This is a genomic window from Sphingomonas lacusdianchii, from assembly GCF_022664395.1.
Lineage (GTDB): Bacteria > Pseudomonadota > Alphaproteobacteria > Sphingomonadales > Sphingomonadaceae > Sphingomonas > Sphingomonas lacusdianchii.
Map to the genome: position 1 here is coordinate 59,802 of NZ_JAKRET010000013.1, position 23,453 is coordinate 83,254.

The window sequence follows — 23,453 nt, forward strand, 5'->3', positions numbered from 1 at the left end:
GTTCAGCGCGCGCTGAACGCCCGGCAAGAATGCGGCGGCTACATCCCCCGATCATGAAGGGGATGCGGGCGATGCGCACATGGTTGGCGATACTGGCGGCGACACTCGCCGTGCCGGCAGCGGCGGCGGAGGCGACCGCCCCGGCCGGGCTGTGGATCAGCCCGCACCATGACGTGGCGGTGCGCACCGCCGCCTGTGGCAGCCGGCTGTGCGGCTGGGTCGTCTGGGCCAGTCCCACCGCCCAGGCCGATGCCCGCGCCGGCGGTACCGACCGGCTGATCGGCACCGAACTGCTCGAAGATTATGCCGCCACCGGCAACGGCGCATGGGCGGGCACGGTGTTCGTCCCCGATATGAGCCGGCGCTTTTCGTCGCGGATCGAACTTCCCTCCGCCGACAGCCTGCAGATCCGCGGCTGCCTGATCGGCGACATGCTGTGCCGGACCCAGCGCTGGACCCGCATCGCCCAGGTGCCGCATGGCTGAGCTGCGCCGCTGGATCGAACGCTATCGCACCCCCCTCGGCGTCCTGATCGTCCTCGCGCTGATCGGGCTCGGTTTCGCCGCGCTCGAACATCTGACGCAGGAGGTGCGCTTCGCCGATGTCCGCGCGGCGATGCACGCGCTGTCGCCGCACCGGATCGTGCTGGCGTTGCTGGCGACGGCGGGCAGCTATCTGGCGCTGACCTTTTACGACCTGCTCGCCCTGCGCGTCATCGGCCGCCCGCTGCCATGGCGCACCGCCGCGCTCGCCTCCTTCACCAGCTATACGCTCAGCCACAATCTCGGCCTCGCGCTGCTGACCGGCGGGTCGGCGCGCTACCGCATCTATACCGCCGCCGGGCTCGACGGCCCCGATGTCGCGCGCGTCGTCGCGATCGCCAGCGGCACCTTCTGGGCCGGGGTCGTCAGCGTCACCGGCGCGGCGCTGCTGCTCCACCACGGCCCGCTCGATCTGGTCGGACTGAAGCTGAGCGCCATGCAGGTCGCGCTCGCCGGCTGGACGATCGCCATCCTCGCCATCGCCTCGCTCGCCGCCTGCGCACTGGTCCGCAGCCCGATCCGCCTGTTCGGCTTCACCCTCCCCCTGCCGACGCCGACGCAACTGTTTTTACAGATCGCCATTGCGCTGATCGACATCAGCTTCGCCAGCGCCGCGCTGTTCGTGCTGATCCCCGGCGCGACCCCGGCGCTGCTCCCCGCCTTCATCCTCGCCTATGCGCTCGGCATCGTCGCGGCGGTTGTCACCCATGTCCCGGGCGGCATCGGCGTGTTCGAGGCGGTGGTGCTGGCGGTCGTCCCCGCCGGTCGCGCGACGCTGTTCGCGGCGCTGATCGCCTATCGCGTGCTCTATTACCTGTTGCCGCTCGCGCTCGGCATCCTCGTGCTGGCATGGCATGAGGGCGCACGGCAGCGGCGGCGCTCGGTCCGTTTCCTGTCGGGCGTGCGCGCGGTCGCCACCGGCGTCGCCCCGCTCGCCTTGAGCGCCGCGACCTTCACCACCGGCGCGATGCTGCTGCTGTCGGGATCGCTCCCCTCGGTCCGTGCGCGCATGGGCGACCTCGCCGCGATCCTGCCGCTGCCGATGATCGAGGCGAGCAGCATCGCCGCCAGCCTGACCGGCACCGGCCTGTTGCTGCTGGCCCCGGCCCTGTATCGCCGGCTCGACGGGGCGTTCGTCGCCGCCCGTGGATTGCTGATCGTCGGTGCGTTCTTCTCGATCGGCAAGGGGCTGGATTATGAGGAAGCGACGATCTGCCTGACCGTCGCCGCGTTGTTGCAATGGACGCGCAGCGCCTTCTACCGCCGCACGACGCTGACCAGCCAGCCGATCGGCCCCGGCTGGATCGCGTCGGTCGCGGCGGTCATCGCGCTGACCATCTGGGCGGGCTTCTTCGCCTATCGCCACGTGCCCTATTCCAAAAATCTGTGGTGGAAATTCGCGCTGCACAGCGATGCGCCCCGCTTCCTGCGTGCGTCGCTGGGGGTGATCGTCATGCTGGGCGGGGCCTGTATCTGGCGGCTGATGGCACCGACCGCCGCCCCGCTGCGTGCCGCGCCCTCCGCCATCGACGCCGCCAGCGTCCGCCGCATCCTGAACGCCGCCAACCGCACCGATGCGATGCTCGCGCTGACCGGCGACAAACGCTTCCTGCTGTCGCAGGCGGGCGACGCCTTCGTCATGTATCAGCTGTACGGCGCCAGCTGGATCGTGATGGGCGATCCGGTCGGCCCGCGTGAGGCATGGGGCGAATTGCTGTGGAACCTGCGCGATCTCGCCGACCGCGAACAGGGGCGGCTGCTGCTCTACGAAGTCTCTTCCCCCGTCCTCGACATCGCGATCGGCATGGGGCTGAACATCGTCAAATATGGCGAGGATGCGGTGGTCGACCTGACCCGCTTCACCCTCGACACGCCCCGGCTGCGCGCGCTGCGCAAGTCCGAACGCGCCGTCGCACGCAAGGGCGCGACGCTGCACATCGTCGCCGCCACCGAACTCGGCACCATCATCGACGAGCTCGAAAGCGTGTCCGACGAATGGTTGATGGCCAAGGCGCAGCGCGAAAAGGGCTTCAGCCTCGGCCATTTCGATCGCGCCTATCTCAGCCATTTCGACGTGGCGGTGGTGACGATCGACGACCGCATCGTCGCCTTCGCTAATCTGTGGCTGACCGCGTCGAAGAACGAAGCCTCGGTCGACCTGATGCGCCATCGCAGCGACGCCCCGCCGGGAACGATGGATTTCCTGCTCGTCAACCTGATGCTGTGGGCGCAGGCACAGGACTATGCCCGCTTCTCGCTCGGCATGGCGCCGCTGTCGGGGATCGAGGATCGCCGCCTCGCCCCCGCCTGGGCCAAGGCGGCGGCATTCATCTTCCGCCATGGCGAGCGTTTCTACGGCTTCCGGGGTCTGCGGACCTACAAGGAGAAGTTCGCCCCCGGCTGGGAGCCGCGCTACATCGCCGGCCCCGGCGGCATCGGCCTGTTGCAGGGGTTGCGCGACCTGTCCCGCCTGATCGGCCGGCCGCAGCCCGCCCAATATCTGCCCCCCGCCCCCGCGTCCGCCGCCCCCACGGACGAAGCGAAAGTCCATCCATGACCCTGTCGCCCCGCGCCCGCCGCCGCCACCGCCTGCGCCGCCGGATCGGCATCGGCGCGCTGCTTGCCGGGCTGCTGATGCTGCTCGCCCTCGCCGCGCCCGCCCTTCACCTGATCGATACCCAGTCGATCCGCTTCTTTCAGGGGCGCAAGCATCCAGACGTCGTCGCGGTCTATTTCTCGGGCGACATGGGGCTGCGCTTCGGCATGGGCAGCAAGGTCGTTCCCGCGCTCGCCGCGCACGGCATTCCGGTGATCGGGGTCAGCTCGCCGGTCAATTTCGGCACGACGCGCAGCCGGGCACAGGCCGATGCGATCGTGACCGGCGCGATCCGTACCGCGCTGGCGCAGACCGGCGCGCGCCGGGTGATCCTGATGGGCCAGTCGTTCGGCGCCGATATCGTCTCGGCGATCGCCCCCGACCTGCCCGTCGACCTGCGGGCGAAGGTCGCGGCGATCAACGTCGTCGTGCCGGCGCAGACGGTGTTCTTCCGCTCCGACCCGACCGGCATCCTCTATCACGGCACCCCCGACGCCCGTCCCGAAGCAGGGATGCGCGCGCTGCATTGGGCGCCGGTCATCTGCATCTATGGCCGGCAGGAAACCGAAAGCCTGTGCCCGACCCTACGTGGCAGCGGCGCGCAGGTTGTCGGCCTGCCCGGCGGCCATTTTCTGCGCAACGACGACCAGCTGCTGATCGCGACCATCCTCGCCACGCTGCGCACCGCCGATCCATCGATCCTGACGTGAAGAATTTGCCGCGCCACCCTTGAACCGGACACTTTGTCCGCTTATTGTGCACCGCAGCGGGCCAAGCGGCGTTCCGCGACTCTTCGGAACGACGACGCATGACCGACCAGCAGCCCAGTGAAGCGCCTGCCCTTGTGCAGGACGAACCCGCCCCGACCCGCAAGAACGGCCGGGCGAAGCTCATCCTGCTCCTCCTGCTCGTCGTCACATTGGTCGGCGGCATCTGGTGGTACGTAGATTACCAGAACCACGGCAAATTTCTGGAGGAGACCAACGACGCGACCGTGCAGGCCGATATGGTCACGATCGCGCCGCGCGTGTCGGGCTATGTCGCAGAGGTGCTGGTCGCCGAAAATCAGGATGTCCGTCCGGGCCAGCCGTTGGTCCGCATCGACCCGCGCGACGCCCGGGCGCAGGCGGCACAGGCCGAGGCGCAGATCGCCGTCGCCGGCGCACAGGCCGATACTGCCCGCGCCCAGATCGCCGAACAATATGCCGCGATCGAACAGGCACAGGCGCAACTCGCCGCCGCGCGCAGCAAGGCCGCCTATGACGCCGCCGAGGTCGCGCGCTATCGTCCGCTCGCCGCGTCGGGCGCCGAAACCCGCCAGACCCTCGCGCAACTCGAAGTCACTGCGCGCCAGTCGGCCGACAATGTCCGCGCGGCGCAAGCCGCCGTCGCCGCGCAACAGCGCCGCGTCGGCTCGCTCGACGCCCAGGTCGCACAGGGTCGTGCACAGGGGCAGGCCGCGCGCGCCCAGCTCGCCGCCGCCAGCGTCGATGTCGGCGCGACGCAGCTGACCGCGCCGATCGGCGGGCGGGTCGGCGACAAGACGGTGACGATCGGCCAATATGTCCAGGCCGGCACCCGCCTGATGTCGATCGTGCCACTCGACCGCCTCTACATCACCGCCAATTTCAAGGAAACGCAGCTCGCGCTGATGCGGCCGGGCCAGCCGGTCGAGATCCATGTCGATGCGCTCGACGATGTGGCCGTGAAGGGCCGTGTCGAAAGCATTGCGCCGGGCACCGGTGCGCAATTCTCGCTGCTGCCGCCGCAGAACGCGACCGGCAACTTCACCAAGATCACGCAGCGCGTGCCGGTCCGCATCTCGATCGAGGCGACGCCCGCCGCCCGCCGCCTGCTGGTGCCCGGCCTGTCGGTAACCGTCACCGTCGACACCAAATCGGCCAGGCAAGAGATCGAGCAACTCCGCGAGCAGGCGGGCCGCTGACATGGCCAGCGCGGCGATGACCGCCGCCGCCCCGCCGCAGCGCGCCGACCTGAGCGCGTGGCTGGCGGTGATCGCGGGCAATCTCGGCGCGCTGATGGCGACGCTCGATATCTCGATCGTCAATTCGGCGCTGCCGACCATTCAGGGCGAAATCGGCGCCAGCGGGACCGAGGGGACGTGGATCGCCACCGCCTATCTGGTCGCCGAAATCGTCATCATCCCCATGGCCGGCTGGTTGCAGCGGATGCTGGGGCTGCGCACCTTCCTGCTGATCGCCGCCGGGCTGTTCACGATCTTCTCGGTCGTCTGCGGCATCGCCGCTACCCTGCCGATGATGATCATCGGTCGCGTGGGACAGGGGTTCACCGGCGGCGCGATGATTCCGACTGCGCAGACGATCATCGCCCAGCGCCTGCCGCGATCGCAGCAGCCGATCGGCATCGCCGTGTTCGGCGTGACCGCGATCCTCGGACCGGTGCTCGGGCCGCTCGTCGGCGGCTGGCTGACCGAGAATATCAGCTGGCACTATGCCTTCTTCCTCAACGTGCCGATCTGCGCGATCCTCGTCACGCTGCTCCTCGTCGGCCTCCGCCACGAAAAGGCGAAGCTGGAACTGTTCCGCGAGGCCGACTGGTTCGGCATTGCCGGTCTGGCGCTGGGTCTGGGCGGCCTGACCGTATTGCTGGAGGACGGGCAGCGCGAACAATGGTTCGATTCCGACCTGATCCGCTGGATGGCGTTCGTCAGCGCGACCGGCTTCGGCTTGCTCTTCTATGGGCAGGCGACGGCGCAGCGCCCGATCATCAAGCTGAAACTGCTGCTCGACCGGCAATTCGGTTCGGTCGCGCTGATGGGGGTGGTGCTCGGCATCGTCCTCTACGGCACCAGCTACGCCATCCCGCAATTCCTCGCCGCGCTCGCCGATTACAACGCGTTGCAGGCGGGCAAGGTCGTGCTGCTGTCGGGCATCCCCAGCCTGATCCTGATGACGATGGTCCCGATCCTGCTCAAACGGATCGATATCCGCATCGCGGTGTCGGCCGGGCTGCTCATCATGGGCAGCGCCGCGCTGCTCGACGCGAACCTGACCGCGCAATCCTCCGGCCCCGACTTCACCGTGTCGCAATTGCTGCGCGGCGTCGGGCAGATACTGGCGATGCTGTTCCTCAGCCAGGCCTGCGTCCGCTCGGTCCCGCCCGAGGAGGCCGGCGATGCGTCGGGCCTGTTCAACGCGATGCGCAATTTGGGCGGCAGCTTCGCGCTCGCCGGCATCTCGATCCTGCAGGACCAGCGCATGTATTTCCACTCGCGCCGGATCGAGGAAAGCCTGAACGCCAACAGCCCGTCGGTGCAGGCTTATGTGCAAGGCCTCGGCCAGTCGGTCGGCGATCCGGGCGCGGGCCTGCGCCTCCTGTCGCAACAGATCGCGCAGCAGGCGCTGACCATGACCTACAACGACATCTTCTGGATCATGGGCGTAGGCGCCTTCGCCGTGCTGCCGCTGGTCCTGTTCCTCCGACCGCTGCCTACGGGCGCCGAACCGGCAATGGTGCACTAATGCGATCTTTCCCCCTGCTCGCCCTGTTGCTGCTCGGTGCCTGCACCGTCGGCCCGGACTATGCCGGCCCGCCCGCGACCGCGTCGGACGCGACCCGCTTCGTCCGCGCGACCGATGCGGCACTCACCCCCACGCCCGGCCTCGCCCGCTGGTGGGACGGGCTGAACGACCCGCTGCTCACCCGCCTTGTGGATGACGCGCTGACCCATAGCCCGAGCATCGACCTCGCCACCGCCCGCCTGCGCGAGGCCGAAGCGCGCCTCGGGCAACAGCGCGCCGGCCAGCTTCCCAGCGCCAGCGCCAACGGCACCGCGATCTTCGCCGAACTCCCCCCGATCGAACCGGGGGCGGGCGGCACCAGCGCCAGCTTCTACAATCTCGGCCTCAACGCATCGTGGGAGGCCGACCTGTTTGGCGGCGGCCGCCGGACGGTCGAACAGGCGCAGGCGACCGCCGGCGCGCGGCAGGCGGACCTTGCCGACGCACAGGTATCGCTGTCGGCCGCCGTCGCGCAGGCCTATGTCGCGCTCCGCGACGTACAGGCCCGCATCGCGCTCAGCGACACCAACACCCGCCTGCAACAGCGCCAGCTCGACTTGACCCGCCAGCGTTTCGCCGCCGGCACCGCCTCGAAACTCGCCATCGAACGGCTCCAGACCCAGCTTGAGAATACCCAGGCGGAGGCGATCCCGCTCGCCGCACAGCGCGACGAATATCTCAACCAGCTGGCGGTGCTCACCGGCCGCACCCCCGGCACGCTCGACGCGACGCTCGCCCCGCCCGCCCCGGTGCCGCTCCCCCCGCAAAGCGTGGCGGTCGGCGATCCCGCATCGCTGATCGCCCGCCGCCCCGACATCCGCGCCGCCGAGCGTCAGCTTGCCGCCGGTACCGCCGCGATCGGGGTCAGCAAGGCGCGCGAACTGCCCGGCATCCGTTTCCTCGGGTTGTTGGGGCTGGGCGGCACCTCGCCCGAAAAGATCTTCGACCTCGGCAATCTCGCCGCGCTCGCCGTGCCCTCGCTCAACTGGTCGTTCCTCGACTTCGGCCGCGCAAAGGCCGCGACGCGCGTGTCGGAGGCGCAGCGCGATCAGGCCGACGCAACCTATCGCCGCACCGTGCTCGACGCGTTGCAGGATGCAGAAACCGCCCTGTCGCGCTTCGGCAACCGCCGCCGGCAACTGGGGCAGCTGGTACAGGTCGAGGCGACCGCCGCCCGCGCCGCCGCGCTCAACCGCCAGCGCGTCGCCGCCGGCACCGCGACATTGATCGACCAGCTCGACGTCGAACGCCAGCAGGTCGCGGCCGCCAGCGCCGTCGCGCAGGCGCGCGCCGGGCTGACGCAAAGCTATATCGCGGTGAACAAGGCGCTGGGCCTGGGCTGGACCGATCCGGTCAGCGCGGCCGCAACCCGGTAAACAGCAGCCGCAGCCCCGTCTCGATCTGCACGCCGACCTCTTCGTCGCACATCACCGGCAGCACCAGACTGCCGGCCATGCGCAGCGCCAGTACCAGATCGCGCGGGGTGACGTCGTCCCGCACCTCGCCACGCCGCTGCGCCGCGTCGAGCGCGGGCGCAAGGATCGCCTCCATCCGCACCCCCAGCGCCTGAAACGCCGCGCGATTGGCATCGTCGAGATGCAGTTCGGCCGAAATCCGCGCGAACAGCGAAAACGCCCCCCTTCCCGCGCGCACCATCGTCGCCACGGTCTGCGTGATCGGCGCTTCGGGGTCGAGCATCGCCGCCAGCCGGTCGACCTCGCGCGAGAAGATCGCCAGCGCCAGCGCCTCGCGATCGTCGAAATTGCGGTACAACGTCGCCCGCCCCACCCCGGCGGCGGCAGCGATCGTTTCCAGCGGCACGCCATAGCCCTGTTCGGCGAAACACGCCGCCGCCGCATCGATCAGCGCGTCGCGCCGCAACTGCGCATCGCGGCGCGGCGCGCGGCCGGTCGGTGGGAGGGGATCGGTCATGACGAAAGCCCTACCGGCATTCGCGTGCGGCGTCATCGGGGATGGCGCGACAGCGCTTGCTCCCTTCTCCGACAAGGGAAGGGCCGGGGCTAGGCCCGCGATGGTAAGGTCGCGCTCGTCCCGAAACCGTGACCCCAAGGTCAGAACCCAGGCTCGCGCGAAAGTCGCAGGATCGTCCCCCGGCGGAGGCCGGGACCTAGGCCGGATCGACATTCAGATAAGCCCTTCCTCCCCTCGCCCCTCGTAGAGGGGAGAGGGTTGCGCAGACTTGGCCTTTGCGTAGCAAAGGCTTAGTCGGAGCTGGGTGAGGGGTGAAGCGCTCGCACAAGCGAGCGCGCGAGCCTTCGGCTCGCTCGCCCCCTCTCCCAAGCTGCGCTAGCCAGCACGCTGGCAAGCTCCGCTAACCCTCTCCCCTGCCCAGGGGAGAGGGAAGGGTGGCGACCCTTGAATGTCGATCCGCCCTAGTTGGGGGACGTCAGTAACTCATGGAAAAGCCTTCCCAACTGGACCCCGGCCTCCGCCGGGGGACCATTTGGGTTCGGCTATGGTTGTGACTATCGCAGAGGCCGCGATCGAATTCGAGCGGACGAGGAGGACCGCCCGCCTACTTCACGAACGGTTCCCTAAACCCCCATCCCGCCCTAAACCCCGCCCCCATGACCAACGCCGCCGCCCCCGCCGCCCCTGCCAGCGCCCGCGCCGAACTGGCCGCGACGCTGCGGCTGGCGGCACCGCTGGTCGGTGCGAACCTGTTGCAGATGGCGGTCTATGCCGTCGACGTGGTGTTCGTCGCCCGACTGGGCGCGGTCGAACTCGCCGCTGCCACGCTCGGTGTCTATATCTACAGCGTCATCCTGTTCGCCATGTCGGGGCTGGTCGGTGCCGCCGCGCCGATCATCGCCGCCGAACTCGGCCGCCGCCGCCATGCCGTGCGCGAGGTGCGGCGATCGTTCCGCATGGGCGCATGGATCGCGGTGCTGGGTAGCGTGCCGTTCATGGCGCTGATGGCGCATGGCGAGAGCCTGTTGCTGCTTGCCGGACAGGATCCGCGCGTCGCGGTGCGCACCGACGCGTTTCTCGACATCCTGCTCTGGGCGATGATCCCGGCGCTGGCCGGCACGGTGATGCGGATCACCGCCTCGGCACTTGGGCGCGCCGGCTGGGCGATGGCGATCACCGCGCTCGGCCTTGTCGTCTCGATCCTCGCCAACTGGTTGCTGGTGTTCGGCAATCTCGGCTTCCCACCGCTGGGGCTGGAGGGGTCGGCGATCGCCAGCCTCTCGACCGCGACCGCCATGATGCTCGCCTATGCCGTCGTCCTGCTGGCCGACCGCCGGCTGCGGCGCTTCCGCCTGTTCGGCAATTGGTGGCGCGGCGAATGGGCACGCCTGCGCCAGATCGTCGTGCTCGGCGTGCCGATCGCGGCGACGATGACCTTCGAAGGGGCGCTGTTCGCCGCCGCCGGCTTCCTGATGGGCCGGATCGGCGTGACCGAGGTCGCGGCGCACGCCATCGCGCTGCAGATCGCCGCCTTCCTGTTCCAGGTGCCGTTCGGCATCGCCCAGGCGGCGACGATCCGGGTCGGCCTTGCCTATGGTGCGGGCGACCGTATCTGGATCGGGCGCGCCGGCTGGTCGGCGCTGGCGGTCGGCACCGGCTTCATGGGGTTCACCGCGCTCCTGCTGTGGATCGCGCCGCGCGCCTTCCTGTCGATCTATATCGACCCGCAAGCCCCCGCCAACGCCGCGATGGTTGCGCTGGCACTGCAATATCTCGCCATCGCCGCCATCTTCCAGCTTGCCGACGGGGCACAGGCGGTGGCGGCGGGCGTGCTGCGCGGGGTACAGGATACGCGGGTGCCGATGGTGATCGCGTTGATCGGCTATTGGGGGATCGGCTTCACCGCCTCGGTCGTGCTCGGCTTCTGGACCGGGCTTGCCGGCGTCGGCGTGTGGATCGGACTGGCGCTCGGGCTGCTCGCCGTTGCGCTGCTGCTGGTCGATCGCTGGCGGCGGCGCGATCGGCTCCGGCTGGTTCGGCCCGTCTGACGGGCGCCACGTACCAGCATCAAAATTGTTCCCGCTGTGCTTGACGGTCGATGAACGGCTGCACATATCCCGGCTGCTGGCACTCCCGAACGGTGAGTGCCAAGACATGTTTCGGACTACCAATTAAAGGGAATCGCGCATGAACTTCCGTCCGCTGCACGACCGCGTGCTCGTCCGCCGCGTCGAAGCCGAGGAAAAGACGCTCGGCGGGATCATCATCCCCGACACCGCCAAGGAAAAGCCGCAGGAAGGCGAAGTCGTCGCCGCCGGCGCCGGTGCCAAGAACGACAAGGGCGAGGTTGCTCCGCTCGACGTCAAGGCCGGCGACCGCATCCTGTTCGGCAAGTGGTCGGGCACCGAGGTCAAGGTCAACGGCGAAGACCTGCTCATCATGAAGGAAAGCGACATCCTGGGGATCGTCGGCTGACCTAATTTTTCGTCACCCCGGCGAAGGCCGGGGTCTCCCTGTAACTGCAAGACTCCAGCCTTCGCTGGAGTGACGAACTCCAAGAAAGGGTAGCCACCATGGCAGCCAAGGACGTAAAATTCGGTCGTGACGCCCGCGAACGCATCCTGCGCGGCGTCGACATCCTCGCCGACGCGGTGAAGGTCACGCTGGGGCCGAAGGGCCGCAACGTCGTCATCGACAAGTCGTTCGGCGCGCCCCGCATCACCAAGGACGGTGTGTCGGTCGCCAAGGAAATCGAACTGAAGGACAAGTTCGAGAACATGGGCGCGCAGATGGTGCGCGAAGTGGCCTCGAAGACCAACGACATCGCGGGCGACGGCACCACCACCGCCACCGTGCTGGCACAGGCGATCGTGCGCGAAGGCATGAAGTCGGTTGCCGCCGGCATGAACCCGATGGACCTGAAGCGCGGCATCGACATCGCCGTGACCAAGGTGGTCGAGGACGTGAAGAGCCGTTCGAAGCCCGTCTCGGGTTCGTCGGAAGTCGCGCAGGTCGGCATCATCTCGGCGAACGGCGACCGTGAAGTCGGCGAAAAGATCGCCGAAGCCATGGAAAAGGTCGGCAAGGAAGGCGTCATCACCGTCGAGGAGGCCAAGGGTCTCGAATTCGAACTCGACGTCGTCGAAGGCATGCAGTTCGACCGCGGCTATCTGTCGCCCTACTTCATCACCAACCCGGAAAAGATGCAGGTCGAACTCAACGACCCGTACATCCTGATCCACGAGAAGAAGCTGTCGTCGCTGCAGGCGATGCTGCCGATCCTCGAAGCGGTGGTGCAGTCGGGTCGTCCGCTGCTGATCATCGCCGAGGACATCGAAGGCGAAGCGCTGGCGACCCTCGTCGTCAACAAGCTGCGCGGCGGCCTGAAGGTCGCAGCGGTCAAGGCACCGGGCTTCGGCGATCGTCGCAAGGCGATGCTCGAAGACATCGCGATCCTGACCAAGGGCGAAGTCATCAGCGAGGACCTCGGCATCAAGCTCGAGACCGTCACTCTCGGCATGCTCGGCACCGCCAAGCGCGTCACGATCGACAAGGACAACACCACCATCGTCGATGGTGCCGGTGAAGCCGATGCGATCAAGGGCCGCACCGACGCGATCCGTCAGCAGATCGAAGTCACCTCGTCGGACTATGACCGTGAAAAGCTGCAGGAGCGTCTGGCGAAGCTCGCCGGTGGCGTCGCGGTCATCAAGGTCGGTGGTGCGACCGAGGTCGAGGTCAAGGAGCGCAAGGACCGCGTCGACGACGCGCTGCACGCGACCCGCGCAGCGGTCGAAGAAGGCATCGTCCCGGGCGGCGGCACCGCGCTGCTGTACGCGACCAAGGCGCTCGAAGGCGTGACCGGCGTGAACGACGACCAGACGCGCGGCGTCGACATCGTCCGCAAGTCGCTGACCGCGCTGGTGCGTCAGATCGCGCAGAATGCCGGCCATGACGGTGCGGTTGTCTCGGGCAAGCTGCTCGACCAGAGCGACACGTCGTTCGGCTTCAACGCCTCGACCGACCAGTATGAGAACCTCGTCGCCGCCGGCGTGATCGACCCGACCAAGGTCGTCCGCACCGCGCTGCAGAACGCGGCCTCGGTCGCCGGCCTGCTCATCACCACCGAAGCGACCGTTTCGGAACTGCCCGAGGACAAGGCTCCGGCCATGCCCGCCGGCGGCGGCATGGGCGGCATGGGCGGCATGGACTTCTGATTTCGGACGGGTGCAGCGACCGCTGCACCCGACACGAAATCGGAACGGCCGGCGGCCCGATCGGGCCGACCGACGGGCGGCGGCTTTGCCGTCGCCGGATCCAGACCCGAACAAAAAGGCCGGGAAGGGACCACCCTTCCCGGCCTTTCTGCGTCCGCCCCTCATCCGAAAAGCTGACGAAGATACTTCACACCCCGTTAGCGACTTGCGCGTACAGCGGCGTCAGACGGGAGAACTCCGAATGCCATCAGGTTGCGACGGTTGCCGCACGAGACAACAGGATTTCGCGATCGCGATGGCGTTTCAGCCGATCGTCGACGTCGAAACCGGCCTGCCCTTCGCCTATGAAGCCCTGGTCCGTGGCAGCGAAGGACAAGGCGCCGCGACCGTGCTGTCGGGCGTGACCCGCGAAAATCGCTATGCGTTCGACCAGCAATGTCGCGTCGCCGCGATCGAGGGCGCGGTCGCCGCCGGCATCCTCGACACCGACGCTCGGCTGTCGATAAACTTTTTGCCCAACGCGGTATACTCACCCGTCGCCTGCATCCAGGTCACCCTCGCCAGCGCGCGGGCGAGCGGTCTGCCGACCGAACGATTGATCTTCGAATTCACCGAGAACGAACAAATGGGCGATGTTGGGCATGTCCGGACGATCGTCGACGCCTATCGCCGGATGGGTTTCGCTACCGCGCTCGACGATTTCGGGGCTGGTCATGCCGGGCTCGGGCTGCTGGCGCAGTTCCAGACCGATATGCTCAAGCTCGACATGGACCTGATCCGCGGCATCGACGTCAGCATGCCCCGCCGCCTGATCGTCGAGGGGATGGTGCGGATCGCCACGTCGCTCGGCATGGCGATCATCGTCGAAGGGGTCGAGACGATCGAGGAATATGCCGTGCTGCGCGCGATCGGCATTCGCTTCATGCAAGGCTATCTGTTCGCCCGCCCGGGACTGCGCTGCTTGCCCGCGATCACCCTGCCCCGGATCGCCCGGGCCGCCTGATCGTCAGGCCGCCGGCTTCCACGTCTGCGTCTGGCACAGGAACGCGATACACCCCTGCACTTTCAACGTGCCATCGCCATTGCGCGAGACGATCGACTTGTACGTCTTGCCGTTGCGCGGATCGTAGATTCGCCCGCGCCAGTCCTTCCCGGCATCGCTGAAACCAGTGAGGATCGGCATCCCCAGAATCGGTCGCGAGCGCAGCGCCGGGTCGCTGTTGTTCACGTCGGTCTTCGGCGCGTTCGGCTCGGCCTTCAGGATACGGACCAGCTTGCCGCACATGGTGGCGCCGCAGCGGCCGATCTCGATCACGCCCGACCCGTCCTCGGTGACGTAGCGCCCGGCGACGGGCGCCGCCGCCAGCGCCGGCATGGCGAGCAGCACGGCGGTCGCGGCGAGGCAGACGCGGATCATTTGAAGTTGTCGGCGTAGGCTTGCAGCTTCAACTTGCGCTCCGGCGCGGGCACGACGTGGAAATCGATCCCTTCGCGCTTCGCATAGTCGGTCGCCGCGTCGAGCGACGGGAAGCGCAGCTTCACCTGCTCGCGGGTGTCGCCCGATCCGGCCCAGCCGGTCAGCGGATCGGCCTGTTTCGGCTCGGCCGGTTCGAATTCCAGCATCCAGATCTGCGTCTTGGCACGCCCCGACTGCATCGCGTTCTTGGGGTATTGATAGATACGGGCGTTGGGCATCGTCGAAACCTTGAGTAGCGATCGGAATTTCGTGTCTGCATAGCAAAGCCCGCGCCGCTTGCCAGCAGAGTCGCACATCGGAACGCACCGAATCGCGCTTTGTCGCATCGATTGGCCGGGCTAGTGGCAAGTTTTAGGGGCACACTCGTACCGAACCCCGTATTTCCGCGGCATTCGTGCCTTATTGCATTTGCGATCCATTATCTATAAGGCGCGCTTTAGGGTTGTTTCTCCCGTCAAAACGCCGTACAGCGCCCGCGTCGCGGCAGGACCGCGCCCGACTTGCTACGGAGAGAGACGTCTTGGCTCGCAAGAAGATCGCGCTGATCGGCGCTGGCAACATCGGCGGCACGCTCGCCCACCTCGCTGCCCTCAAGGGGCTGGGTGACATCGTTCTGTTCGACGTCGTCGACGGCGTGCCGCAGGGCAAGGCGCTCGACCTGTCGCAGTGCGGCCCCGTCGAAGGCTTCGACGCCACGATCACCGGCACCAACGACTATGCCGATATCGCGGGTGCGGACGTCATCATCGTCACCGCCGGCGTCGCCCGCAAGCCGGGCATGAGCCGCGACGACCTTCTCGGCATCAACCTGAAGGTGATGAAGGCCGTCGGTGAGGGCATCAAGAACAACGCCCCCGACGCGTTCGTCATCTGCATCACCAACCCGCTCGACGCGATGGTGTGGGCGCTGCGCGAATTTTCGGGCCTGCCGCACAACAAGGTCGTCGGCATGGCCGGCGTGCTCGACAGCGCGCGCTTCAGCCACTTCCTCGCGGACGAGTTCAAGGTGTCGGTCAAGGACGTCAACAGCTTCGTGCTGGGCGGCCATGGCGACACGATGGTCCCGGTCCTCGAATATTCGACCGTTTCGGGCATCCCGGTCACCGACCTGATCGAGATGGGCATGTCGACCAAGGAACGCGTCGACGCGATCGTCAAGCGGACCCGCGGCGGCGGCGGCGAGATCGTCGGCCTGCTCAAGACCGGATCGGCCTTCTACGCGCCCGCCACCAGCGGCATCGCGATGGCCGAAGCCTATCTCTACGACCAGAAGCGTGTCCTGCCCTGCGCGGCGTATCTGTCGGGCGAATATGGCGTCGACGACCTGTATGTCGGCGTGCCCGTCGTGATCGGTGCCGGCGGCGTCGAGAAGATCGTCGAGGTAAAGCTGGGCGACGAAGCCAAGGCGAACCTTCAGGTCTCGGTCGACGCGGTCAAGGAACTGCTGGTCGCCTGCAAGGGGATCGACGAGACGTTGGCGTAAGGTCGGTGAGCTACGACCTCCTCGTATTCGACCCTAGCGTCGCTCCCAGAGGACGTGCTGCATTCATGCAGTGGTTCGAAGCGCAGACGGATTGGGGCGAAGGCGAGGGAACGGTCGAAGCACTGCCCGAGGCTTTGCGGCACTGGCATCAGGCCATGCTTCCGGCATGGCCCGATATGCAGGAAGTAGAGGACGATCGGATCGATGACCCGCACATCACCGGGTATAGCATGGGCGCCCATGTGATCTACGTCGATTTCCGCTGGTCTGTTGCCGAAGAAGCCTATGAAGCAGTTCGCCGGCTGGCGGTCGAGCATCGGGTCGGTTTCTTCGACGTGAGCGGAGACGAGGGGAACGGAGAAATCTATTTCCCCGGCGACGAACCCAGCCCTCCCTCCGGCGGTGCATGGCGTCAGGTCGCCGATCAGTTCAAATCGCTTGAGGATACGCCCGCGACGCCGAAGGCGAGCTGGCTCAATATATTTCGGAGAACGCAATGAGCATCCTCGTCAACAAGAACACCAAGGTCATCACCCAGGGGATGACCGGCGAAACCGGCAGCTTCCATACCAAGGCGGCGCTGGAATATGGCACGCAGATGGTCGGCGGCGTGACGCCGGGCAAGGGCGGCAGCGAGCATCTCGGCCTGCCGGTCTACAACACCGTCGCCGAAGCCAAGTCGAAGACCGGCGCCGACGCCTCGGTCATCTACGTCCCGCCGCCCTTCGCCGCCGATTCGATCCTCGAGGCGATCGACGCCGAGATCCCGCTGATCGTCGCGATCACCGAAGGCATTCCGGTGCTGGACATGGTCAAGGTCAAGCGCGCGCTGTCGGGGTCGAAGTCGCGGCTGATCGGCCCGAACTGCCCGGGCGTGCTGACGCCGGGCGAGTGCAAGATCGGCATCATGCCGGGTTCGATCTTCAAGAAGGGCAGCGTCGGCGTCGTCTCGCGCTCGGGCACGCTGACCTATGAAGCGGTGTTCCAGACCTCGAACGCCGGCCTTGGCCAGACGACCGCCGTCGGCATCGGCGGTGATCCGGTTAACGGCACCAACTTCATCGACGTGCTCGAACTGTTCCTTGCCGACGACGAGACCCAGTCGATCATCATGATCGGCGAGATCGGCGGCGATGCCGAGGAACAGGCTGCGCAGTTCCTGATCGACGAAGCCAAGCGTGGCCGCAAGAAGCCGATGGCCGGCTTCATTGCGGGCCGCACCGCCCCTCCGGGCCGTCGCATGGGCCATGCCGGCGCGATCGTGTCGGGCGGCAAGGGCGATGCGGAAAGCAAGATCGCGGCGATGGAAGCCGCCGGCATCAAGGTGGCGGCAAGCCCCAGCGAACTGGGCTCGACGCTGCTCGAAGTGCTGAACGGTTGAAGGTGACCTGCCCCGTGCCGCCAAACGCACGGGGCACCGCCCGGTTGAACCGGGCACAAGCGGACAGGATGTGACCATGGGCTACGAAGGCCAGGATTTCGATATCGCCGCCGGCGTCAGCCCGGCATTCGTGGAAACGCTCTATGGTCGCTACCGCGAGGATCCCTCGTCGGTCGATGCCGGCTGGCGTCAGTGGTTCGAAGGGCTGGAGGGCGCGACGCAGCACCCCAGCTGGGCGAACAAACGCTGGCCGCTGACCGATACCGACGCGCTGACCGCCGCGCTCGATCCGACGCAGATGGAGCCGGCGCCCAAGCCCGCCAAGGGCGGCAAGCCCGCCCCGGCAGCCGCTGCCCCCGCTGCGCCGAAGGTCGACGTGACGAAGGCGGCGGGCGACGCGATCCGCGCGCAGATCCTGATCCGCACCTATCGCGTGCGCGGTCACCTCGCCGCCAATCTCGATCCGCTCGGCCTCGCCCGTCGCGAGCTGCCCGAAGACCTGCGCACCGAATACCACGGCTTCTCGGATGCCGAGATCGACACGCCGGTCTATCTCGGCGGTACGCTCGGGCTCGAATGGGCGACCGTGCGCGAAATCGTCGATATCCTGCGCGCCAATTACTGCGGCAATGTCGGCCTCGAATATATGCACATCGCGGACGTGGAGGAGCGCAAGTTCCTGCAGGACCGGATGGAAGGCCGCGACAAGGCGATCCAGTTCAGCCCCGAGGGCAAGCGGGCGATCCTCGCCAAGGTCATCGAGGCGGAACAGTGGGAGAAGTTCCTCGGTCGCAAATATGTCGGCACGAAGCGCTTCGGCCTCGACGGCGGTGAATCGATGATCCCCGCGCTCGAAGCGGTCATCAAGTACGGCGGCCAGCTCGGCGTGCGCGAGATCGTCTACGGCATGGCGCATCGCGGTCGGCTGAACGTGCTGACCAACGTGATGGCCAAGCCGTTCCGCGTCCTGTTTCATGAATTCGCCGGCGGCAGCGCCAACCCCGACGATATCGGCGGGTCGGGCGACGTGAAATATCACCTTGGCACCTCGACCGACCGTAGCTTCGACGACGTGTCGGTGCATATGTCGCTGGTCGCGAACCCCAGCCATCTCGAAGCCGTCAACCCGGTCGTGCTCGGCAAGGTGCGCGCACAGCAGACCTTCCGCGGCGACCTCGAAAAGCACGAACAGGTGCTCCCGGTCCTGATCCATGGCGACGCGGCGTTCGCGGGCCAGGGGATCGTGTGGGAATGCCTCGGCTTCTCCGGCATCCGCGGCTACAATACCGGCGGCTGCGTCCACTTCATCATCAACAACCAGGTCGGCTTCACCACCAGCCCGCAATTCGCGCGTAGCTCGCCCTATCCGTCGGACGTGGCGAAGGGCGTGCAGGCGCCGATCTTCCACGTCAACGGCGACGATCCCGAGGCGGTGACCTTCGCCACCAAGATGGCGATCGAGTTCCGTCAGGCGTTCAAGCGCGACATCGTCATCGACATGTGGTGCTATCGCCGCTTCGGCCATAACGAGGGCGACGAACCGTCCTTCACCCAGCCGCTGATGTACGCGAAGATCAAGGGCCATCCCGGCGTCAGCGACATCTATGGCAAGCGGTTGCAGGAAGAGGGCGTGATCGACGACGCGTTCGTCGCCGCCAAGACCGCCGAGTTCACGCAGCACCTCGAAGGCGAATTCGAGAATGCCAAGAGCTACAAGCCGAACCGCGCCGACTGGTTCGCCGGTCGCTGGTCGGGTCTGCACGCGCCGATGGATGCCGAAGGATCGCGCCGCTCGGTCGATACCGGCATCGAACAGAAGCTGTTCGACTCGCTCGGCCGCACGCTGACCACGATCCCCGACAGCATTCAGGTCCACAAGACGCTCTCGCGCGTTCTCGACGCCAAGCGCGCCATGTTCGCCAATGGCGAAGGCTTCGACTGGGCGACCGCCGAGGCGCTGGCCTTCGGTTCGCTGCTGTCGGAAGGCTTCGGCGTCCGCCTGTCGGGTCAGGATTCGGGTCGCGGCACCTTCTCGCAGCGCCACGCGGTGTGGGTCGACCAGACCGACGAGCATAAATACGTGCCGCTCAACAATATCGAGCATGGCAGCTTCGAAGTGCTCGACAGCCCGCTGTCGGAATATGGCGTGCTCGGCTTCGAATATGGCTATGCGCTCGCCGATCCGAAGGCGCTGGTCATCTGGGAAGCGCAGTTCGGCGATTTCGCCAACGGTGCGCAGATCATGATCGATCAGTTCATCGCGGCGGGCGAGGCCAAGTGGCTGCGCGCCAACGGCCTCGTGATGATGCTGCCGCACGGCTATGAAGGTCAGGGACCGGAGCATAGCTCGGCGCGTCTCGAACGCTTCCTGCAACTGTGTGCGGGCGACAATATGCAGGTCGCCAACGTGACTTCGCCGGCCAACCTGTTCCACCTGCTGCGTCGCCAGATGCATCGCAACTTCCGCAAGCCGTTGGTCATCATGACGCCCAAGTCGCTGCTGCGGCACAAGCTGGCGGTCTCGAAGACCGAGGACTTCCTGTCGGGTACCCACTTCAAGCGGCTGCTGTCCGATCCGTCGGCACCGAGCGATGCGAACACGACCCGGCTGGTACTGTGTTCGGGCAAGGTCGCGTTCGACCTGATCGAAGCGCGCGACGCGGCGGGCGATACGCAGATCCAGATCGTCCGCGTGGAACAGATTTATCCGTTCCCGTCGGATGCGCTGGTCGAGCGGCTGAAGCGCCTGCCCAACCTGACCGACGTGGTCTGGGCACAGGAAGAGCCGAAGAACAACGGTTCGTGGTTCCTGGTCGAACCGGCGATCGAGGAAGCGCTGGCCGAGGCCGGTGCCCCGGTCGCACGCGCCCGCTATGCCGGTCGCGCGGCGGCGGCATCGCCCGCCACCGGGCTGATGAAGCGGCACCAGGCCGAACAGGGCGCATTGGTCGCCGACGCGCTCGGCCACAATGTCCGCGACGAAATCCGCCGCACCCGTCAGGCCGAGGGCGATCGCGCCACCGGCAAGGCCGCATCCTAACCGTGTTATTACCCCCGACACGGGGGAGATGAGGAAGATCCGATGGCAACCGAAGTTCTGGTCCCCACGCTGGGCGAATCGATCAACGAAGCGACGCTGGGCGAATGGTTGAAGAAGCCCGGTGAGGCGGTCGCCGCCGACGAACCGATCGCCAGCCTCGAAACCGACAAGGTGTCGGTCGAGGTGCCGGCACCCGTGGCGGGCGTCATGGGGCAGCACGCCGTGCAGCCCGGCGACACCGTATCGGTCGGCGCGATGATCGCGACGATCGAATCGGGCGACGGCGCCGCCGCCGCTCCGAAGGCGGAAGCCGCTCCGGCACCCGCCGCCGCCGCGCCTGCCGCCGCCCCTGCCCCGGCCGCTGCGCAGCAGGCTCCGGCTGCGGGCGACAGCAATGTCGACGCCGCCGCGCTGTCGCCGTCGGTGCGTCGCGCGATCCTCGAACACGGCGTCGATCCGGCGAAGGTCAAGGGCACCGGTCGCGACGGCCGCATCACTAAGGAAGACGTGGTCGCCGCCGCCGGTGACAAGTCGGCAGCCGCCGCGCCGGCCGCCGCCCCCGCCGCCGCCACTGCGCCGGCCGCCAGTGCCGCCCCGGCGCGTGCCGAGGAGCGGGTGAAGATGACGCGCCTGCGTCAGACGATCGCCCGCCGCCTGAAGGAAGCGCAGGACAATGCAGCGCTGCTCACCACCTTCAACGACGTCGACATGACGGCCGTGATCGAGGCGCGCGCCAAGTACAAGGACCTGTTCGAGAAGAAGCATGGCGTTCGCCTCGGCTTCATGGGCTTCTTCGTGAAGGCCGCGACGATGGCGCTGAAGGACATTCCGGCGGTCAACGCGCAGATCCAGGGCGACGAGATCGTCTATCACGACTATGCCGACATCTCGGTCGCGGTCAGCGCGCCGCAGGGTCTGGTCGTCCCGGTGATCCGCGACGCCGACAAGCTGTCGGTCGCGGGCGTCGAAAAGACGATCGGCGACTTCGGCAAGCGCGCCAAGGACGGCACGTTGAAGATGGACGAGATGAAGGGCGGTACCTTCACCATCTCGAACGGCGGCGTGTTCGGGTCGCTGATGTCGACCCCGATCATCAACCCGCCGCAGTCGGCGGTGCTGGGCCTGCACCGCATCGAGGAACGCCCGGTCGTCCGCAACGGACAGGTCGTGGTGCGCCCGATGATGTATCTCGCGCTCAGCTATGACCATCGCCTGATCGACGGTCGCGAAGCGGTGACCTTCCTCGTCGCACTGAAGAACGCGATCGAGGATCCGACCCGCCTGCTGATCGACCTTTAAGGACGAACGCGAAACCGATGGGCATGGTGATCTATCTGCGTCGGGCCGGCGATGCCGACATCGACCGGCTGGTCGCCGACCCATCGGTGTTCGAGGACTTCCTGTTCGAGGAAGGCGTCGAGAATCTCGACTTCCTCGACCTTGGCGAAGCGTGGCATGCGGTCCATTACCTGCTGACCGGGTCGGCCGACGATATCGGCCACACGCTCGGCATCATCATCGCCGCGCTGCCCGAACTGGGCGCCGACGAGAATGGCGAGGGCGGGATCGGCCTGATCGCGCCGCCGCTGATGCAGGCGTTCGCCGACGCGCTCGACAAGATCGATGACGCCAAGCTGGCGGGCCGTTTCGATCCCCGTGCGATGGCGAAGGCCGATGTCTATATGGCGGACAGTTTCGGCAGTGCCGACGCGCTCGATTATGTGATGCAGGGGATACCGGCCCTGCGACAATTTGCGGCACAATGCCGCCGTACCGGCGACGGCGCGATCCGCGTGATCGCCCACAACGACTAGGACGGGATGAAAACCAATGGCTGAATATGACTTCGACGTCCTCGTGATCGGTGCCGGCCCCGGCGGCTATGTCGCGGCGATCCGCGCGGCGCAGCTGGGGCTGAAGACCGCCTGTGCCGAGGGCCGCGAGACGCTGGGCGGCACCTGCCTCAACGTCGGGTGCATCCCGTCGAAGGCGCTGCTGCACGCCTCCGAACTGTACGAGGAAGCGACCGGCGGCCATCTCGCCAAGTTCGGCGTCGAGATCCAGGGCGCGTCGCTCAACCTCGACCAGATGCACGCCGAAAAGAAGAAGGCGGTCGGCGAGCTGACCGGCGGCATCGAATATCTGTTCAAGAAGAACAAGGTCGAATGGCTGAAGGGCTATGCGTCGTTCGAGAACGACCATAGCGTCAAGGTCGGCGATCGCACCGTCACCGCGCGCGACATCGTCATCGCCACCGGTTCGTCGGTCACCCCGCTGCCGGGCGTACCGGTCGACAATGACGCGGCGATCATCGTCGATTCGACGGGTGCGCTGGCGCTGCCCAAGGTGCCCGAGCATCTGGTGGTGATCGGCGGCGGCGTGATCGGCCTCGAACTCGGCAGCGTGTGGCGCCGTCTGGGCGCCAAGGTCACCGTGGTCGAATATGCCGACCAGATCCTGCCCGGCTTCGACGGCGAGGTCCGCAAGGAATCGGCCAAGCTGTTCAAGAAGCAGGGCATGGACCTCAAGACCTCGACCAAGGTCACCGGCGCGTCGGTCGATGGCGGCACCGCCACGCTGACGCTCGAACCTGCAGCCGGTGGCGAGGCGACGACGCTGACCGCCGATGCGGTGCTGGTGTCGATCGGCCGCCGCGCCAACACCGAACATCTCGCGCTCGACAAGGCCGGCCTGTCGGTCAACCAGCGCGGGCAGGTCGATATCGACGACGAATTCCGCACCAAGGTCGACGGCATCTGGGCGATCGGCGACGTAGTCCACGGTCCGATGCTCGCGCACAAGGCCGAGGACGAGGGCGTTGCCGTCGCCGAGTTCATCGCCGGCCAGACCGGCATCGTGAACCACGACGTGATCCCGAGCGTGGTCTACACCATGCCCGAAATCGCCGGCGTCGGCCTTACCGAAGAAGCCGCCAAGGAAAAGGGCGAGGTCAAGGTCGGCAAGTTCCCGTTCGCCGCCAACAGCCGCGCAAAGACCAACCGCGACACCGACGGTTTCGTGAAGGTCATCGCCGATGCCAAGACCGATCGCGTCGTCGGCGTGTGGATCGTATCGAGCCTTGCCGGCACGATGATCGCGCAGGCGGCGCAGGCGATGGAATTCGGCGCGACCAGCGAAGACATCGCCTACACCTGCCACGCACACCCGACCCATGCCGAGGCGCTCAAGGAAGCGGCGATGGCGGTGCAGGGCAAGCCGATCCACATCTGATCGGGTCCGCGA

Annotated in this window: 20 protein-coding genes; 17 read left to right on the forward strand and 3 right to left on the reverse strand. The window is 67.1% G+C overall.

All coding sequences use genetic code 11. The annotated features are described in order from the left end of the window. Positions 1-71: 71 nt before the first annotated feature. From MF607_RS16585 to MF607_RS16610, 6 genes are all read left to right on the forward strand, one after another. The gene (locus MF607_RS16585; protein ID WP_242120843.1) at positions 72-485 is read left to right on the forward strand and encodes a DUF2147 domain-containing protein; all 414 of its coding nucleotides are present in this window, start codon (positions 72-74) and stop codon (positions 483-485) included. Beyond that, positions 478-3,099 carry a bifunctional lysylphosphatidylglycerol flippase/synthetase MprF gene (mprF, locus tag MF607_RS16590; protein WP_242120845.1) on the forward strand — a complete coding sequence of 874 codons (2,622 nt, stop codon included), beginning with the start codon at positions 478-480 and terminating at the stop codon, positions 3,097-3,099. The genes MF607_RS16585 and mprF overlap by 8 nt, the downstream gene beginning before the upstream one ends. Further along, a complete protein-coding gene (locus MF607_RS16595) occupies positions 3,096-3,848 on the forward strand; it encodes a virulence factor (RefSeq protein ID WP_242120847.1) in 753 nt (250 codons plus the stop codon). Before mprF ends, MF607_RS16595 begins: the two co-directional genes overlap by 4 nt. 98 nt (positions 3,849-3,946) lie before the next feature. After that, positions 3,947-5,083 (forward strand): HlyD family secretion protein, encoded by a 1,137-nt coding sequence (locus MF607_RS16600; protein WP_242120849.1) that lies wholly within the window; start codon positions 3,947-3,949, stop codon positions 5,081-5,083. A gap of 1 nt (position 5,084) precedes the next feature. After that, on the forward strand, positions 5,085-6,641 hold the full coding sequence (locus MF607_RS16605; protein WP_242120850.1) for an MDR family MFS transporter: 1,557 nt from the start codon (positions 5,085-5,087) through the stop codon (positions 6,639-6,641). Next, on the forward strand, positions 6,641-8,056 hold the full coding sequence (locus MF607_RS16610; RefSeq protein ID WP_242120852.1) for an efflux transporter outer membrane subunit: 1,416 nt from the start codon (positions 6,641-6,643) through the stop codon (positions 8,054-8,056). Before MF607_RS16605 ends, MF607_RS16610 begins: the two co-directional genes overlap by 1 nt. Here MF607_RS16610 and MF607_RS16615 read toward each other — a convergent pair. Then, positions 8,034-8,612 carry a TetR/AcrR family transcriptional regulator gene (locus tag MF607_RS16615; RefSeq protein WP_242120854.1) on the reverse strand — a complete coding sequence of 193 codons (579 nt, stop codon included), beginning with the start codon at positions 8,610-8,612 and terminating at the stop codon, positions 8,034-8,036. The two genes, MF607_RS16610 and MF607_RS16615, sit on opposite strands and share 23 nt — an antisense overlap. 656 nt (positions 8,613-9,268) lie before the next feature. Here MF607_RS16615 and MF607_RS16620 point away from each other — a divergent pair. From MF607_RS16620 to MF607_RS16635, 4 genes are all read left to right on the forward strand, one after another. Further along, positions 9,269-10,660: an MATE family efflux transporter gene (locus MF607_RS16620; protein ID WP_242120855.1), complete on the forward strand. Its 1,392-nt coding sequence runs from the start codon at positions 9,269-9,271 to the stop codon at positions 10,658-10,660. 139 nt (positions 10,661-10,799) lie between these two features. After that, on the forward strand, positions 10,800-11,087 hold the full coding sequence (gene groES, locus MF607_RS16625) for a co-chaperone GroES (RefSeq protein ID WP_066692772.1): 288 nt from the start codon (positions 10,800-10,802) through the stop codon (positions 11,085-11,087). 98 nt (positions 11,088-11,185) lie between these two features. After that, positions 11,186-12,829: a chaperonin GroEL gene (gene groL / locus MF607_RS16630; RefSeq protein ID WP_242120857.1), complete on the forward strand. Its 1,644-nt coding sequence runs from the start codon at positions 11,186-11,188 to the stop codon at positions 12,827-12,829. Positions 12,830-13,070: 241 nt separating this feature from the next. Continuing rightward, complete coding sequence (locus tag MF607_RS16635) at positions 13,071-13,832, forward strand: EAL domain-containing protein (RefSeq protein WP_242120859.1); 762 nt, start codon at positions 13,071-13,073, stop codon at positions 13,830-13,832. Positions 13,833-13,835: 3 nt separating this feature from the next. Here the strand turns inward: MF607_RS16635 and MF607_RS16640 are convergent, their stop codons facing one another. Both MF607_RS16640 and MF607_RS16645 read right to left on the reverse strand, forming a co-directional pair. Then, a complete protein-coding gene (locus MF607_RS16640; protein ID WP_242120861.1) occupies positions 13,836-14,246 on the reverse strand; it encodes a DUF2147 domain-containing protein in 411 nt (136 codons plus the stop codon). After that, positions 14,243-14,524, reverse strand: a complete 282-nt coding sequence (locus MF607_RS16645) for an ETC complex I subunit (RefSeq protein ID WP_056001213.1) — start codon at positions 14,522-14,524, stop codon at positions 14,243-14,245. Before MF607_RS16645 ends, MF607_RS16640 begins: the two co-directional genes overlap by 4 nt. A gap of 302 nt (positions 14,525-14,826) precedes the next feature. Between MF607_RS16645 and mdh the strand changes: the two genes are divergently transcribed. From mdh to lpdA, 7 genes are all read left to right on the forward strand, one after another. After that, positions 14,827-15,789: a malate dehydrogenase gene (gene mdh, locus MF607_RS16650; protein ID WP_242120863.1), complete on the forward strand. Its 963-nt coding sequence runs from the start codon at positions 14,827-14,829 to the stop codon at positions 15,787-15,789. A gap of 65 nt (positions 15,790-15,854) precedes the next feature. Continuing rightward, positions 15,855-16,289, forward strand: coding sequence for a hypothetical protein (locus MF607_RS16655; protein ID WP_242120865.1), 435 nt, complete (start codon positions 15,855-15,857; stop codon positions 16,287-16,289). Beyond that, positions 16,286-17,170 (forward strand): succinate--CoA ligase subunit alpha, encoded by an 885-nt coding sequence (gene sucD / locus MF607_RS16660; RefSeq protein WP_055757657.1) that lies wholly within the window; start codon positions 16,286-16,288, stop codon positions 17,168-17,170. The genes MF607_RS16655 and sucD overlap by 4 nt, the downstream gene beginning before the upstream one ends. Positions 17,171-17,246: 76 nt before the next feature. Then, positions 17,247-20,210 (forward strand): 2-oxoglutarate dehydrogenase E1 component, encoded by a 2,964-nt coding sequence (locus tag MF607_RS16665; RefSeq protein WP_242120867.1) that lies wholly within the window; start codon positions 17,247-17,249, stop codon positions 20,208-20,210. Positions 20,211-20,252: 42 nt separating this feature from the next. After that, positions 20,253-21,509, forward strand: a complete 1,257-nt coding sequence (gene odhB / locus MF607_RS16670; protein ID WP_242120869.1) for a 2-oxoglutarate dehydrogenase complex dihydrolipoyllysine-residue succinyltransferase — start codon at positions 20,253-20,255, stop codon at positions 21,507-21,509. Positions 21,510-21,532: 23 nt separating this feature from the next. After that, positions 21,533-22,024: a DUF1877 family protein gene (locus MF607_RS16675; RefSeq protein WP_242120872.1), complete on the forward strand. Its 492-nt coding sequence runs from the start codon at positions 21,533-21,535 to the stop codon at positions 22,022-22,024. A 16-nt stretch (positions 22,025-22,040) separates the two neighbouring features. Further along, entirely contained in the window at positions 22,041-23,441 is a 1,401-nt protein-coding gene (lpdA, locus tag MF607_RS16680; protein ID WP_242120875.1) for a dihydrolipoyl dehydrogenase, read from the forward strand. Positions 23,442-23,453 lie beyond the last annotated feature (12 nt).

What these genes read in the sequence shown, in the direction of transcription:
- MF607_RS16585 (WP_242120843.1), top strand. Translation starts at nt 72, where the DNA reads ATGCGCACATGGTTGGCGATACTGGCGGCGACACTCGCCGTGCCGGCA.
- mprF (WP_242120845.1), top strand. Translation starts at nt 478, where the DNA reads ATGGCTGAGCTGCGCCGCTGGATCGAACGCTATCGCACCCCCCTCGGC.
- MF607_RS16595 (WP_242120847.1), top strand. Translation starts at nt 3,096, where the DNA reads ATGACCCTGTCGCCCCGCGCCCGCCGCCGCCACCGCCTGCGCCGCCGG.
- MF607_RS16600 (WP_242120849.1), top strand. Translation starts at nt 3,947, where the DNA reads ATGACCGACCAGCAGCCCAGTGAAGCGCCTGCCCTTGTGCAGGACGAA.
- MF607_RS16605 (WP_242120850.1), top strand. Translation starts at nt 5,085, where the DNA reads ATGGCCAGCGCGGCGATGACCGCCGCCGCCCCGCCGCAGCGCGCCGAC.
- MF607_RS16610 (WP_242120852.1), top strand. Translation starts at nt 6,641, where the DNA reads ATGCGATCTTTCCCCCTGCTCGCCCTGTTGCTGCTCGGTGCCTGCACC.
- MF607_RS16615 (WP_242120854.1), bottom strand. Translation starts at nt 8,612, where the DNA reads ATGACCGATCCCCTCCCACCGACCGGCCGCGCGCCGCGCCGCGATGCG.
- MF607_RS16620 (WP_242120855.1), top strand. Translation starts at nt 9,269, where the DNA reads ATGACCAACGCCGCCGCCCCCGCCGCCCCTGCCAGCGCCCGCGCCGAA.
- groES (WP_066692772.1), top strand. Translation starts at nt 10,800, where the DNA reads ATGAACTTCCGTCCGCTGCACGACCGCGTGCTCGTCCGCCGCGTCGAA.
- groL (WP_242120857.1), top strand. Translation starts at nt 11,186, where the DNA reads ATGGCAGCCAAGGACGTAAAATTCGGTCGTGACGCCCGCGAACGCATC.
- MF607_RS16635 (WP_242120859.1), top strand. Translation starts at nt 13,071, where the DNA reads ATGCCATCAGGTTGCGACGGTTGCCGCACGAGACAACAGGATTTCGCG.
- MF607_RS16640 (WP_242120861.1), bottom strand. Translation starts at nt 14,246, where the DNA reads ATGATCCGCGTCTGCCTCGCCGCGACCGCCGTGCTGCTCGCCATGCCG.
- MF607_RS16645 (WP_056001213.1), bottom strand. Translation starts at nt 14,524, where the DNA reads ATGCCCAACGCCCGTATCTATCAATACCCCAAGAACGCGATGCAGTCG.
- MF607_RS16655 (WP_242120865.1), top strand. Translation starts at nt 15,855, where the DNA reads ATGCAGTGGTTCGAAGCGCAGACGGATTGGGGCGAAGGCGAGGGAACG.
- sucD (WP_055757657.1), top strand. Translation starts at nt 16,286, where the DNA reads ATGAGCATCCTCGTCAACAAGAACACCAAGGTCATCACCCAGGGGATG.
- MF607_RS16665 (WP_242120867.1), top strand. Translation starts at nt 17,247, where the DNA reads ATGGGCTACGAAGGCCAGGATTTCGATATCGCCGCCGGCGTCAGCCCG.
- odhB (WP_242120869.1), top strand. Translation starts at nt 20,253, where the DNA reads ATGGCAACCGAAGTTCTGGTCCCCACGCTGGGCGAATCGATCAACGAA.
- MF607_RS16675 (WP_242120872.1), top strand. Translation starts at nt 21,533, where the DNA reads ATGGTGATCTATCTGCGTCGGGCCGGCGATGCCGACATCGACCGGCTG.
- lpdA (WP_242120875.1), top strand. Translation starts at nt 22,041, where the DNA reads ATGGCTGAATATGACTTCGACGTCCTCGTGATCGGTGCCGGCCCCGGC.